The organism is Verrucomicrobiia bacterium, assembly GCA_035577545.1.
In the GTDB taxonomy this organism is placed as follows: Bacteria; Verrucomicrobiota; Verrucomicrobiia; order Palsa-1439; family Palsa-1439; genus Palsa-1439.
On sequence record DATLVI010000011.1, the window covers coordinates 19,701 to 34,223 of the forward strand.

General features: G+C 58.6%; 8 protein-coding genes. 4 read left to right on the top strand and 4 right to left on the bottom strand.

All coding sequences use genetic code 11. The annotated features are described in order from the left end of the window. The first annotated feature begins 127 nt into the window (after window positions 1–127). Window positions 128–1,996, top strand: a complete 1,869-nt coding sequence (locus VNL17_03890) for an ABC transporter ATP-binding protein (GenBank protein ID HXI83214.1) — start codon at window positions 128–130, stop codon at window positions 1,994–1,996. 134 nt (window positions 1,997–2,130) lie between these two features. Here the strand turns inward: VNL17_03890 and VNL17_03895 are convergent, their stop codons facing one another. The 4 genes from VNL17_03895 to VNL17_03910 form a co-directional block, all read right to left on the bottom strand. Next, window positions 2,131–3,861 carry a hypothetical protein gene (locus VNL17_03895; protein ID HXI83215.1) on the bottom strand — a complete coding sequence of 577 codons (1,731 nt, stop codon included), beginning with the start codon at window positions 3,859–3,861 and terminating at the stop codon, window positions 2,131–2,133. A 1,054-nt stretch (window positions 3,862–4,915) separates the two neighbouring features. After that, complete coding sequence (locus VNL17_03900) at window positions 4,916–5,668, bottom strand: response regulator (protein ID HXI83216.1); 753 nt, start codon at window positions 5,666–5,668, stop codon at window positions 4,916–4,918. Next, the gene (locus VNL17_03905; protein ID HXI83217.1) at window positions 5,665–7,248 is read right to left on the bottom strand and encodes an ATP-binding protein; all 1,584 of its coding nucleotides are present in this window, start codon (window positions 7,246–7,248) and stop codon (window positions 5,665–5,667) included. The genes VNL17_03900 and VNL17_03905 overlap by 4 nt, the downstream gene beginning before the upstream one ends. An 87-nt stretch (window positions 7,249–7,335) precedes the next feature. Next, window positions 7,336–7,662 (bottom strand): hypothetical protein, encoded by a 327-nt coding sequence (locus VNL17_03910; protein HXI83218.1) that lies wholly within the window; start codon window positions 7,660–7,662, stop codon window positions 7,336–7,338. A gap of 170 nt (window positions 7,663–7,832) precedes the next feature. Here VNL17_03910 and uvrA point away from each other — a divergent pair, with 170 nt between their 5' ends. The 3 genes from uvrA to VNL17_03925 all read left to right on the top strand — a co-directional run bounded on the left by uvrA (window position 7,833) and on the right by VNL17_03925 (window position 14,464). After that, entirely contained in the window at window positions 7,833–10,700 is a 2,868-nt protein-coding gene (uvrA, locus tag VNL17_03915) for an excinuclease ABC subunit UvrA (GenBank protein ID HXI83219.1), read from the top strand. Window positions 10,701–10,713: 13 nt separating this feature from the next. Further along, complete coding sequence (locus tag VNL17_03920) at window positions 10,714–11,874, top strand: alpha/beta hydrolase-fold protein (GenBank protein ID HXI83220.1); 1,161 nt, start codon at window positions 10,714–10,716, stop codon at window positions 11,872–11,874. A gap of 76 nt (window positions 11,875–11,950) precedes the next feature. Beyond that, window positions 11,951–14,464, top strand: coding sequence for a tetratricopeptide repeat protein (locus VNL17_03925; GenBank protein HXI83221.1), 2,514 nt, complete (start codon window positions 11,951–11,953; stop codon window positions 14,462–14,464). The last annotated feature ends 59 nt before the right edge of the window (window positions 14,465–14,523 follow it).

The following is a 14,523-nucleotide window of genomic DNA, read 5'->3' on the forward strand; positions in this document are numbered from 1 at the left end:
CGGTCCGGTAAAGCTTCATTTGGAGGGTCAGGCGCCGTCATGACCGCTTCGGCCGAACGGACGCGACGGAGCGCGTCCCTCCAAAACGGAAATTCGCACGCTCCTTGAGGTCTTGGCGAATTCCCGCGTGCAACCACTCGGCGGATTGGGTAATCTAATTGTGATGGCGCATCACGATACCGAGAACGACGAGACGATGGTGGCGCGGAAACGGGGCGCGAAGGAGATCTTCGTGCGCGTGTTCGGCTACGTGAAGCGTTATCCCGGATTTGCGGTCGGCACGATGGGGTGCGCCATTGCGACGACGCTGGCCAGCCTCGCGTTTCCCAAGCTGACGCAGATTGTGATCGACGACGTGATTGGCAAGGGGCGGTCGGATTTGTTGCCGCTCGTGGCGGGGGCGGTGCTGGCGGCGTTTTTCCTCAAGGGCGCCTTCAACGTCCTGCGGATCAATCTCAACAACCATTTCGAGCAGCGTGTGATCTACGACATGCGCCGCGACCTGTATGACAAGTTGCAACGGTTGTCGGTGAATTATTACGACCAGCGGGCTACGGGCGATTTGATGACGCGGGTCATTGACGACGTGAATGCCGTCGAGCGCGTGTTGATCGACGGCATTGAACAGGGCACGGTGTCGGTCTTGAGCATCGTCGGCGTGGGCGCGCTGTTGTTTTCATTTAATGCGCGGCTGGCGATGTGGGCGCTCACGCCGATCCCGATCCTGGTGGCGGGGGCGCTGGCGTACACCCTGACGGCGCACGGCCGGTATCGTTTGGTGCGCCGGGCCACGTCGGCCTTGAATTCCTTGTTGCACGATAATCTGCAGGGCATCCGGCAAATCAAAGGGTTCGGGCGCGAGCCGCACGAGCTGGGCCGGTTTGCGCAGCGGGCAAGTGAACTGCGGATGGCAACGCTGCGGGTGATGCGGGCATGGTCGTTCTACAGCCCGACGATGGAGTTTTCCGCGGAGTTGGGACGGGTGATCGTGATTTTGGTGGGTGGTTACGCGGTGATCGGCGGTGGGATGTCGCTGGGCCGGTTGGTTGGGTTCCTAAGTTGCCTGTGGATGTTCTACGAGCCGGTGCGTTCGTTGCACGGGCTCAACCAGATGTTTCAAGCGGGCCGAGCGGCGGGCGAGCGGGTGTTCGATATTCTCGATGCGCCTGTGGAGATTGGCGAAAAGCCGGGTGCCAGCGTGTTGGGTGATCGCGTACGTGGGGAAGTGGAGTATCGGGATGTCGGATTCGAGTATCGCGCGGATTTGCCGGTGCTGGGTGGCGTCAATATTCATGCGCGGCCCGGGGAGACGATTGCATTGGTGGGACCGACGGGCGCGGGGAAGAGCACGATCGTGAACCTGTTGCCGCGCTTCTACGACGTGACGCACGGGCAAATCCTGGTTGACGGACACGATATCCGTGACGTGACGCTCGAATCGTTGCGGGAGCAGATCGGCATCGTGTCGCAGGAGGCGTTTCTCTTTAATGGAACGATCCGCGAGAACATTCTTTATGGTCGCCTCGACGCCAGTGAGGCCGAGATGATGGACGCGGCGAAGGCGGCGAACTGTCACGAGTTCATCATGCGGTTGCCGGAAAAGTACGATTCACGCGTCGGCGAACGCGGCGTGAAACTCAGCGTGGGCGAGAAACAGCGCGTGAGCATTGCGCGGGCGCTGTTGAAAGACCCGCCGATTTTGATTTTGGACGAAGCGACCGCGAGCGTGGACACGGCGACGGAGAAACTGATCCAGGAAGCACTGGAGCGGCTGATGGCGCAACGCACAAGTTTTGTCATCGCGCATAGGTTGTCGACGGTACGCAACGCCGACCAGATCCTCGTGCTGAAAGCGGGACACGTTATCGAGCGCGGGACGCACGAGGAATTGATGGCGGCGGACGGTTTGTACGCGAATCTTTGCCGTGTCCAGTCCACAGCGGTGACGATCGAGGAGCGGTTGGATGAGTTGGAAGTGGACGCGGCGGCGGGGTGAGAGATCAGGCGGAAAAGGGAGGTGGAGGGAGCACCGGCTGGGCGATATGCGGCGGTGTTGTGTTCGCTGCAATCGACCTGCGCACGCCACGTTTCTGGTGCAAAAAATCCGTCCGATCGGTTCGGTCTTTTTTGCTAGGGCACCAGCCGCGCGCGGTAGTAGCGGGAGGGGACATTGGTTGCACCGCCCGTGTCGAGATAGTTGGTCGCCGTGCCGGCGGTTGTGTTATTCGTCACCACGAAAATGTCGGTAAACCCGTTTGTGCTGTAGCCGCCACTTCCATCGCCCGCAGTCGCTTGCAGGGTGTTGGTTTGGCCCGGGCCCGTGAGCCAACTGACGAGGATATCGTTTCCTTGACGGGTCACGGACATTATGCGAAACGCGTTCGGGTCCAGAATGACGCTTCCCGCGATCAAGGCACCGCCGTTATGGACGAGGGACGCACAAGTGTTCGTCATCACCAAAATGTCCGTCTGGATCGTCCCCCCATTGAGAACCAACCGCCCGCGCCGCACTTCGAGCACCGCGTCATGCGTTGCGTTTGTCACCACCACGCTGCCGCTGTCCACCTGGAGCAGATTATCGCAATTCGCCGAGGCGAGCCCCACGACCAGACTGGTGGCCGAGACCGACCCGGCCGCGACCACAATCGAATTGCTCGATCCAGAGTACCCCAGATATAGCGCATTGTTCTGCCACAGAGCGCCATCCGTGACGCGTACTGTATTGGAGCTACCGCTGTGACCCACATGGGCCTCGGTATTGATTATTTGAGCGCCGTTACTAATCACCAAACTATTCGCCGAAGCAAGAAGCAAGGTCCCACTGTTCCAGATCGAACCGGTTCCGGTGGCGACAATTCTGGCGCGGTCGAATTCTGCTCCCGACGGGGTGATCGCCTGGCCGCCGTTGCTGATGACGAGGCTATTGGGCGAACCAAAGATGAAGGTGGTCAGGTTCCGGTTGCTCCAGACCGAACCGGGGTCGGTCACCAGGATGCTATTGTTGCTGCTCAAACTGTAACCCACGAAGCAGTTGAAGCTGTTCACGAGACCGCCGTGGCTGATGACCAGGGTGTTACTAGAACCAAAATTACCCACGTACAAATCCTGTTGGTTGCTCCACACCGACCCCGAGCCGGTTACGAGAGCGCTGGTATTGCTGCTTCCAAAGTAATACCCCAGGTAACCAAAGGAATCCGTCACCTGTCCGCCATTGCTGATCACGAGGCTGCTGCCGACTCCGTTGAAAGTCACCTGTCCATGGTTGATCCAAAGGGAACCGGGCCCTCGCACCCATGCGCTGTTATTGCTTGAAGTGACGGTACCGCCGCCCAAACTTGCGTTGTGATTGATCAATTGTCCGCCGTTCTCGACCACCACGCGATTGGCGGCGAAGTAGTAGCCAATCGTCAAATCCTGTCCATTGCTCAGGACAGAACCGGTGCCCGTGACCAGAACGGTATTGCTGCCGATGGTGGGTAGGACGCCGTTGCCGACGATACAGAAGCCGCTATTGATTACCTGGCCGCCGTTGCTAATCACCAGGCTGTTACGCGCGCCGCTGTTGCCCGCATACAGGAGACTATTGCTCCACACCGAACCGTTGTCGGTCACGAGGGCAAAGTTATTGCTATTCCCATTGCCAGGCCCCAGTTCGCCCCCACCGTTGACCAGTACTCCACCACCTTCAATGAGCAACACATCACCAATGCCACCGATATTGTAATAGAAATTGTCCGACCAATTGCTGGTCACGCCGCTGATGATGTTGGTTTGGAAGTTGGCGGAGTACTGGGCATTGGAGAGGCGGGGAATAAGAAGAATCCCAGCGATCAATCCTACAATTAAAGAGGTACGGTTCATGGACTGCTGTACAACGGTCTCCGCCTCACCGGTGAAACCTTGTCGAACCAACACCGATGATAGCCCTGCAACCCAGCGGATACAAGCCAATTATCCATTGGATCCTACGGCGCCAGCGGGCACATGGCCGGTTGACGGCGGCCCAAGCATTGCCATCTTCGTGAAAACCATCCGCCCGGGAAACTTGCGCTGTCGTCGGCCACGCGGCCTGGCATCTTCTCGACAGCGGGGGAGGTGCACAGGAAAGCGTCCTGTACTCAAATCGGTTTATGATCCGTTGCGAAGGCCCATCTCCAAGACAAGATTGTTGTGGTGGAGATAACGCGAAAGGAGATGTCACGAGTCGACGATTGGATTGCTACAAGCAGACGCCGGAGCTGGCGAAGAAGTTGTTTGAGTTGAGCCAGGTTTCGAAGAAGGGGGCGGAAGAACACCTAAACGTTCAACACTCAACATTCAACGCGTAGCGCACAACTTCGCAGGTGTGGGAAGATGAACGATCTGGGATCGTGCCTGCCGCTACAAGGGGACAGTCTGCGGAATCGAGGTAGAGTACCCACCCCCTTATCCCCTCCGGGGAGGGGATCATACTGAATCAGCGCCTCGACACAGCGAGGCGGGTGCCCGTGTATCGTAAATTGATAATTGTGCTGGACATGAGGCATTGGGGCTGGTATGATGAAGATGTGAACTGCTATTTTGTGAGGGTGTCCGCTGTTGCAACTCGTGGTATAGCGCGACGCGTCAGCCTTTGGCCAAAGCTACGGATGGGGAGGGGAAAACATAAAAACCATGTTTCTGCGAAACGAACCCAATTTTTTGCGAAGGCGGTTTTGATGCAACAGCGCCTGTAGTAGGAGTTTACGACGTATGTTCTTTGAAAACTTCGGTGGGTTCGTTTTCCAAAACGAACCCAATTTGAAGGGGTAATGAGGTCGTGCAGATCGGGAAGTGAGCCCGATTCAGGAAAAGAAGCCAACGGAAAAGTAGCGGCGGCAGAGCCCCTGCTATGTTCTGAGCCCGAAGAAATCGGAGCGGGCTGGAGGAAGAAACGTCAGGCGGTTGCGGGAACGGGGACGTTGCTCGGGCTTGTGACGGCGGATTCTTCCAGGCCGAGGCGATTCATCACGGCGGGGCGGAGGTCGGAGACGAGACGCGCGCTGTCGATGAACGCATCGGCGCGGTTCGGCGTCTGGCCCGGACTTCCAACGGCGATGACGGGGACGGATTTGGTCGCGGGATTTGTCTTGAGCTGTTGGAGCAGGGTGAGCGCGTTCGGCACGCGGGCGTCGAGGACGATGATCTCGGGGTTGCCGCGCTCGGCGGCGCCGACGATCTCGTCGAGAAGGGTGACGACAGAACAGAGCAATTGTGGATGAGCCAGCGCGCTGACGATGGGCTCGGCGAGCGTGAGGCTATTCGTGCAGACGAGGGCCTTCTTGAGGCCGCAGGTGACGCGAACCTGACGGGCGATGTCCTCCAGGGCTGAGAAACCCTTCGTGAAAAACTGGCGCGCGCCGAGCGCGAGTGCATGCTGGATATCGTCGCTCGAAGCACGGTTGGAAAGGACGAAAGCCGGAATGCCGCGCAGGGCGGGATCGGCGCGAAGGTGGGTGAGCACCTCGAAGCCGTCCATGTTGGGCATCATCGTGTCGAGCAGGATCACCGCCGGGTGGATATTCGCCGCGCATTGGAGACCTTGATGACCGTCGTTGGCGAGAGTGACGTTGAAGCCTTCGCGGCGGAATTTCTCGGAGAAAATCCGCTGCAGATGTGGGTTGTCCTCAATCAGCAACAGATTCGTCACGACGCGTTGACCTCCAACAAATCCGCGACTGTTTCCAGGACCTGATGGATTTTGAACTCACCCTTGCTGATGAAGGCATAGTCATGCTTTTGGATTTCCACAGACTGGCATTCGTGGAGCATGGCGCCGGAGATGATCAGCACGCCCATGCTTTTCAGCCGGGGCTGTTGGGTGATGTAGCGCATGACTCCCCAGCCATCGGTGTCGGGAAGATTCAAATCGAGCAGCAGCAAGTCGGGCGTGGCCGTTTGCAGTTTCGCAATGGCTTCGTTACCCGTGGCGGCCTCGGAAAGCTGATAGCCTTCCTCGCTCAGCGCGCACTTGAGGACGTCGCGGAAACTTTCCTCGTCGTCCACGATGAGCACGTTCTTTTTGGACGTGGGAGTAGCGGCGCGGACGCTGCGCAATACGTCGCCCGGGTTCAGCGCAGAAGCGACGGTCAGCGGCGTGCCGACGACGTGGGCGGCGTCGTTGGAAAGGAAAATGGTGGGGATGTCCTTGGTCTCGGGCTTGGTCTTCAGCTCCTGGAAGACGGACCAGAGTTCCGAGGACGAGTCGTGCGCATCCAGCATAATCACCAGGGGATGGAGCTTGACGGCCAGCGTCACGGCCTCTTCGCCGTCGCGCGCGGTGCGAACGTTATACTCGTGCGAGCCGAGCCCGGCAGCGAGGATGCGCGCGATGTCTGGACGTTCACTGACGACGAGGACAAGGCGTCGGCTGTCTCCGTCGACATCCGTTGCGACGGTGTTGGCCCCGGCGAGACGGGTGCGCAAGCGTTGGATGCCTTCGATCTCTTCGAAGTTTTGGGGGATGGAGATGGTGACGGTTGTGCCCTTGCCGGGTGCGCTCTTGATGTCGACGCGACCCGCGAGGAGTTCGACCAGTTGTTTGGTGATGTAGAGGCCGAGGCCCGTGCCCTCATGGGAACGGGTGGCGGGGCCATCGAGGTGATAAAATTTCTCAAAGAGGTGATCGAGCCTGTCGATGGGAATTCCGACGCCGGTATCCTGCACGCTGAGGGCGAGACGGGGAGAACCGGAGGCTGTGGCGGGACCGGGGTTTGGGTCCTCACAAATCGCGATCGTGACCTTTCCGTGTTCGGTGAACTTGATGGCGTTGCCGACCAGGTTGATGAGGATTTGTTTGAGCTTGCCGCGGTCGGTACGGATGACGGCATTTTCGATCAAGACGGTTACATTGATTTCCAGGCGCTTGCCGTCGGCGAGGGGCTTGAGTTGGCCGATCAGTTCACTGACGAGACCGCGCAAATCGAAGGACTCCAGGATCAGGTCGGTGCGGCCACTTTCGATGCGCGCGAGATCCAGGAGATTATTGACGAGGCTGAGGAGATCCTGGGCGTTCTCGCGGATGTAGCGGACGGACTCTTCCTGCTCGTTGGTCATCTGGCCATAGACGGTATCGAGCAGCAGTTCGGCATAACCAATGATGGCGTGAACTGGAGTGCGGAGTTCATGGCTGACATTGGCGAGAAACTCGGCTTTGAGGCGGTTGACGTTTTCCAGAGAGCGGACCTGCTCCTGCGTTACGTCTTTCGATTTACGTTTTGCAGTGCTCACAAGGTTGCTGTTCCACGCGCGATTGCGGCGATGCGACTGTGCCTGCAGGGGAGGGCAGACACCAACGCGGTCGTCCGCTTCGCGCGACTACGCCGTGGTTGTACTGCTGGCAACGTGGTGATCCAGTTCTTCCTGCAAGCAGACAGCGCCTTCAAAAAGTTCCGTGAACCCGCCGATAGCGGCGGCGATCTGAGGCGACTTCTCGAGACAGAGCTGGCTGAGCTTGGCGCATTGGGCCGGGTTGCGCTGGGTCAGCTCGGCCATGGCCATGATGACAGCCACGTTGTTGTTGATGGCGTGACGGACGGTGCGCAGGTTCTGGTACAGCGCTTCCATCTGCGTGTGCAGTTGTTCCAACTGCTTGTCGCTGTGCTTCGCGACGCCCTGGTCAAATTCTGTTGCGGTCGTTTCCATTTGTTCCCTTTTCCCCTGATTACATTGTTTGCTTCGTATGGCCTCTGCCACGACAACCCTCTTTTAAGCAGGTGATATGCCACGCATTTCCGAGGAATTCCCTAGGATAACCCCGAATTCGCTGCTACAATGAAAACTTTCGGATTATTCGAAATTCGGCGGTTTTGGCCATGTCCAAAGACTCTATCATTATAGCTGGTGCGCGCGAGCACAACCTCAAGAACATACACCTGACTCTCCCCCGTGAGAAGCTCATCGTGGTCACAGGGTTGAGTGGCTCGGGCAAGTCCAGTCTCGCTTTTGACACGATTTACGCCGAAGGGCAGCGCAAGTACGTGGAAAGCCTCTCGGCCTATGCCCGCAATTTTCTCGAGCAACTGCAGAAGCCGGACGTTGATTACATCGAAGGCCTTTCTCCCGCCATCGCCATCGAACAGCACTTTGGCGGCAACAATCCGCGCTCGACCATCGCCACCACCACCGAGATTTATGAGTATCTGCGGCTGTTGTTTGCGAACATCGGCAAGCCGCATTGCTATCACTGTGGGCGACCGATCACGACGCAGACATCGAGCCAGATTGTGGAGCAGATTCTCAATTTGGGGGAGGGTTCGCAACTCATGCTGCTGGCGCCGCTCGTGCGCGGTCGCAAAGGTGAGTTTCGCGACGTGATCGCCCGCATCAAGCGCGAGGGGTTCGTGCGTGCCCGCGTTGATGGCGAAATTCTTGACGTCACCGAAGGTGTCAAACTCGACAAGCGGCGCAATCACAGCATCGAGTTGGTGGTGGACCGGCTGATCGCCTCCGTGAAAACGCGGGCACGATTGGCGGATTCCGTCGAGACCACGCTGAAGTGGGGAACAGGTTTGTTGCAGGTACTCTACCGCACGCCGACCACGCCCGTGACCATGCCGTGGTCCGAGCGGCTCTTCAGCAACCAGAACGCCTGTCCCGAATGTGGTATCAGTTACGGCGAGTTCACGCCGCGGCATTTTTCGTTCAATTCGCCCGACGGCGCATGCAAGACCTGCCACGGCCTCGGCACGAAGCTGTTCTTTGATCCCGACCTGATCGTTCCCGACCGCACCAAATCGGTCGCGGGTGGCGCGATCGCGGCGTGGCGTCGCGGCGGGCGGCGGCTGATGATTTATTATAAGATGCTGCTGCGCGGTCTCTCCAAGCACTACAACATCGACCTCGAACTACCATACAAGGATCTGCCGGAGAAGGTGCAGAAGGAATTGTTGCACGGCTCAGGCGACGCCGAGATTGAATTCACCCATTGGCGCAAGGGCGCGTGGCGCAAGATGACGAAGGTCTTCGAGGGTGTCATCCCGAATCTGGAACGTCTCTACGAGGAGACGGACAGCGAGTTCACGAAGGTGCGCTTGCAGCATTTCATGGTCGCGATGCAGTGTCCCGACTGCAAGGGGGCGCGCTTGCGGCCTGAAAGCCTGGCGGTCACGGTCGGCGACAAGTCGATCATCGACTTCACGCGACTGAGCATCAAGGACGCCCTCGGGTTCCTGGCATCCCTGGCGTTGACGGAATTTGAAGAGCAGGTGGCAGGTGAGATCATCAAGGAAGTGCGGTCGCGGTTGACGTTCCTCAAGAACGTCGGGTTGGCATATCTCACACTCGACCGCCAGAGCGACACGCTTTCGGGTGGGGAAGCGCAGCGCATTCGGTTGGCGACGCAGGTGGGTGCGGGCCTCGTCGGCGTGTTGTACGTGCTCGACGAACCCAGCATCGGGTTGCATCAGCGCGACAACCATCGCCTGCTCGACACGCTCAAGGGATTGCGCGATCTCGGCAACACCGTGATTGTCGTCGAACACGACGAGGACACGATTCGCGCAGCGGATTACATTGTCGATCTCGGGCCCGGCGCGGGATTGCACGGCGGCTACCTTGTCGCGGCGGGTCCAATCCAGACGATCCTCGACAACCCGAAATCGCTGACAGGGCGGTACCTGCGCGGCGAATTGCAGATTCCCGTGCCAAAAACGAGACACGCCCCGAAGAAAGGCTGGCTCATCGTTAAGGGCGCGAATGAAAACAATCTCAAGAAAATCGATGTGCGGTTCCCGCTCGGGTTGCTCACGTGCGTGACGGGGGTGAGTGGTTCGGGTAAGAGCACGCTGGTGGATGATATCCTGCGCAAGGCACTCTTTCGAAAATTCTATCGAGCGAAGGACCGTCCCGGCGCGCACGAGGCGATCCTGGGCCTGGAAGAGCTCGACAAGGTGATTGTCATCGACCAGTCGCCAATCGGCCGCACGCCGCGGTCGAATCCCGCAACGTACACAGGCTCATTCAACCACATCCGCACGCTGTTCGCGCAATTGCCGAATGCGAAGGTGCGTGGGTACGGTCCTGGTCGGTTCAGCTTCAATGTGAAAGGCGGGCGCTGCGAAGCGTGCCAGGGTGATGGGATCATCAAGATCGAGATGCACTTTCTACCGGACGTGTATGTGACCTGTGAGCAGTGCGGCGGCAAACGTTACAGCCGCGAGACGCTGGAGATCACTTACAAGGGGCGCAACATCGCAGATGTCCTCGATATGACGGTAGACGAAGCGGAGGTCTTCTTCCGCCCGGTGCCGAAGATTCGCGATATTCTCCAGACGCTGCAGGAAGTCGGGCTCGGTTATCTCAAGATCGGCCAGCAAGCCACGACGCTCAGTGGCGGCGAAGCCCAGCGCGTCAAGCTTTCCACGGAGTTGGCCAAGCGCGCCACGGGGCGGACATTGTATATTCTGGATGAACCGACCACCGGCCTGCATTTCGCCGACATCGCCAAACTGCTGGAAGTGCTCAACAAACTCCGCGACGCCGGCAACACGGTGCTGGTCATTGAACACAACCTCGACGTCATCAAGTCTGCTGATTGGGTCATCGACCTTGGCCCCGAAGGCGGCGACGCCGGTGGCCGCATCATTGCCGAAGGCCCGCCTGAGAAAGTCGCTGACAATAAGAAGTCTTACACCGGGCAGTTTCTAAAGCACATGCTGGCGCGGGAGGTTGTGCCCATTTAAGGAGACATTAAGAATGCGATTTGGTTGGCGGTTCCTCATGGTGATGATGATGGCGGCGCACCTGGCTTGGGGTGATTCTGCGATTCAGGCCCCGCGCATTACTTTCAAGGTTATGGCGCAGAATGCACCGGCGGGGTCGAAGTTGTTTATCGTGGGGAGTGACGAGAAACTGGGTGGGTGGAACCCGGGTGCGGTGGCTTTGGAGAAACAGGATGATGGGAGTTGGACGGGGACGTACAGTTTTCCGGCGGGAAGCCAGCTCGAATACAAGATCACGCGGGGGAATTGGGAAACCGAAGCGGTCAGCGCGGACGGCAGCGTGCCGGGGAATTATACGCTGAACGTTCAGAGCAACGAGACGGTGACCATCGTTGTGGCGAACTGGCGCGACATCCTGCACAAGGACATCGTTCGCAAAGTCGAGGGACAGATTACCGGGGTGGTGAAATACCACCGCCAAATGGAGGGTGAGGGGATCAAGCCGCGAGACGTGATTGTTTGGTTGCCTCCCAGCTACGAGAAAAGTCCCGAGAAGCATTATCCCGTGCTTTACGTGCACGACGGGCAAAACATTTTTGACCCGGCAACTTCGTTTACGGGCGTGGACTGGCAAATTGATGAGACGGCGGACCGGCTGATTCGTGAGGGCAAGCTGCAAGAAATTCTCGTCGTCGGCATTTACAATACGGCCGATCGTGGGATGGAGTATTCCAACACTCCGACCGGCCGGGCGTACATGCGGTTCGTCGTCGAGAAGCTGAAGCCGTTCATCGACAAAGAGTATCGGACGCTGCCGGACCGCGAGCACACGGCGGTGATGGGCTCGTCGATGGGCGGGCTGATCTCGTTTTTGATGGTGTGGAATTATCCGCAAGTGTTCTCACGAGCAGCGTGCTTGTCGCCCGCATTTGTTTACCGAGAAATCAACGCCCCATCGTTGGTCGAGAATTACACCGGTGCGAACAAGAAAATCCGCATTTACATCGACGGCGGCGGCGTGGGATTGGACGCTCAGTTGCAGCCCGGCTGCGACGCGATGTTGCGGGCGCTGCAAGCCAATGGGTTCAAGATGGGGGGAAATTTGGAATGGTATCGCGACCCCGAGGCGGAACACAACGAGCGAGCCTGGTCGAAACGCGTCTGGCGTCCACTACTATTCATGTACGGCAAGTAGAGCAGGTTTCCTGGCGACGACATCAAAACTTGCCGCGCGGTGAACAATCTGCCAATAATTGCGTCTGATGGGGTGGATGAGAAGATTGCGGCTCATAGCAGCGTTGTTGTTTGTTGGCGGCGCGGTGAATCGCGTCACCGGTGCGACGCCGGATGAGAAGCGGCTCTACCGCGTCGCGGAGGCGGCATTTAAGGACGGGCTAAACGATCTGGCCGAGCGTCAGTTTGCGGAGTATCTGAAGCAATTCCCTGACTCGGAGAGGGCGGATGAGGTTGTGCTCGACCTGGCGCAGGCGCAGTTGAACCAGAGGAAATGGTCGGATGCGGTAAAGACACTGCAGGATGCGCTCGCCAAGTGGCCGACCGAGAAACGACCGGACAGTTTTCGGTTCTGGCTCGCCGAAGCGTTGGTGCGCGGCGAACGGTACGGCGAGGCGGAGCAGCGTTACGCAGAGGTCATCGAGAAATACCCGCGCAGCGCGTATCGACCGCAGGCATTCTATGGGCTCGCGTTCGCGCGGTTCAAACTGGGCCGGTTCGGCAGCGCGATGGAAGCACTGGATCAGCTCGACAAGGTCGGCCCGAAAACGGATTTGGCGCAAGAAGCGGAACTCTTGCGCGGCCAGACTCTCCTGGCCATTCAGAAGTTTGAACAAGCGGACGTTGTCCTCAGCGATGTTGTTGGCAAGTATCCAAACACACGGGCGGCATTCCGCGCCAGCATCTGGCTGGGTGATTCACTCTTGGGCCGTAGCAGGTTCGATGAGGCAGTGAAGCGTTATGCGGCGGTCATCGACGCCTACAAATCCAGTCCGAACAAACCTGCCACCAGCCAGCTGGCTGCGGAGGCCTGGCGTGGTGAAGGCTGGGTGTACTGGCGACAGGAGAAATTCGACAATGCGGCGGAGGCCTTTGCGCAGGCCCTCGCACTCGCGCAGGACCCGCCCTTGAAGCGCGAAGTGATGCTCAAATTGGGTGAAGCCTACGTTCGCAGCGGCAAGCTGGCGGAGGGCGTGGAGAAGTTGAAGGGATATTTGCAGTCGACTCCGGCTGACCCGCTCGCCGACGAGATCCAGATGACCATTGGTGACCTGTTCTTCAGCAGCAACGATTTCACCAACGCGCTGCCCGAGTACGTGAGCTTGATCGAAAAGTATCCACAGAGTGCGTTGCAGGCAAAAGCGAATTTCAGCGCGGGCTGGTGCGCATGGAAGCTCAACAAAATCGCCGATGCCCTTCCGTATTTTCGACGAGCGGCGACCCTCGCGAAGGATCCCACGATTGCGGCGGAGGCCCTTTTCAAGGCGGGCGACGCCGAGTTCGCGCTCGGCCTGTTTGTGGACGCCATCACGGATTATCAGCGGCTCATCAGCACGTACCCCGAAACGAAGCTGATCGACCGCGCCATGTTCCAACTTGGTCAGGCGTACCAGCGCACGCACAACGCTGAAGCGGCAGTGCACGTTTTCGAGTCGCTCGTCCAGCAATATCCGCAGGGCGACCACGCGGCGGAGTCGCAGTTCAACGTAGGGGTCATCCTGAGCGGGACGGGGAAGGAGGCCGAGGCGCGCGCGGCTTACGCGGCGGTGGAGAAGAAATACCCACAAAACGAATGGGCCACGAAAGCCAGCCTGGCGATCGGCGAGTCGTTCTATCATGAGGGCAAGTATGATGAGGCGGCGGCGGAATTCGAGAAGCTGATGGCCGTGGCGCCGAATTCGGAACTTGGCCAGCGCGCGTTTTACAATCGCGGCTGGTGTTACGCGCAGAAGGGGCAGGCCGATAAGACACTCACCGACTTTGGCGAGTTTACGAAGAAGTTCCCCGAGTCGTTGCTCGCTCCCGACGCGCAGTTTTGGATTGCCGACCACTACCTGAAGCAAAAGGACTATATCAAGGCACAGGAGCAGTTTCAGTTGCTGGTGAAGAATTATGCGACCAGCAAGCTGGCGGACACCGCGCAGTACATGGCCGCGCGCGCGGCTTATCTGCGGCAGGACTACACGCCGGCCATCGAGCTTTACGAAGCCCTGTTGAAGAATTTCCCGGAGTCAGGGTGGCGCTGTGACGCGCGCTTTGGGGAAGGGGACGCCTTGAGTGAGAAGAACCAGTTCGGCGATGCGCTGCTCGTGTTCGATTCACTCACCAAGGATTTCCCTGATTGCTATCTGGTGGCGGAAGCGATCGGGCGCAAGGGCGACATGCAATTTACGCTGGGTCGTTTTGACGACGCGATAACGAGTTACCGCAAGGCGTTGGATACCGCGCGGGAAGGGGATCCCACGTTGCGCGATCAACTTTATTACGGAATTGGTCGCTCCTACGAAATGGCGAAGAAGCTCGACGAAGCATACGAGTGGTATAGCAAGGCGGTGTACGAACAGGCCGCGGCCCCGGATCCGAACACCCCCCCGGAACGCTTTTGGATGTGCAAAGCGGGGTACGCCGCCGGCACCATCAAAGAACGGCGTGAGCAGTGGCGCGAAGCAATCATCCTTTATCAAAAACTTGCGAATCTGTGTCCCGACATGAAAACCTTGCTCGAAGAAAAGATTCGCAAGTTGCGCGTCGAGCATTTGATTCTGTTCTGAGTACAAAAAGTGCTTGGCTTATCGGTGAAAAGGGGCCATCTGTAAGGTACGGAAGAGGA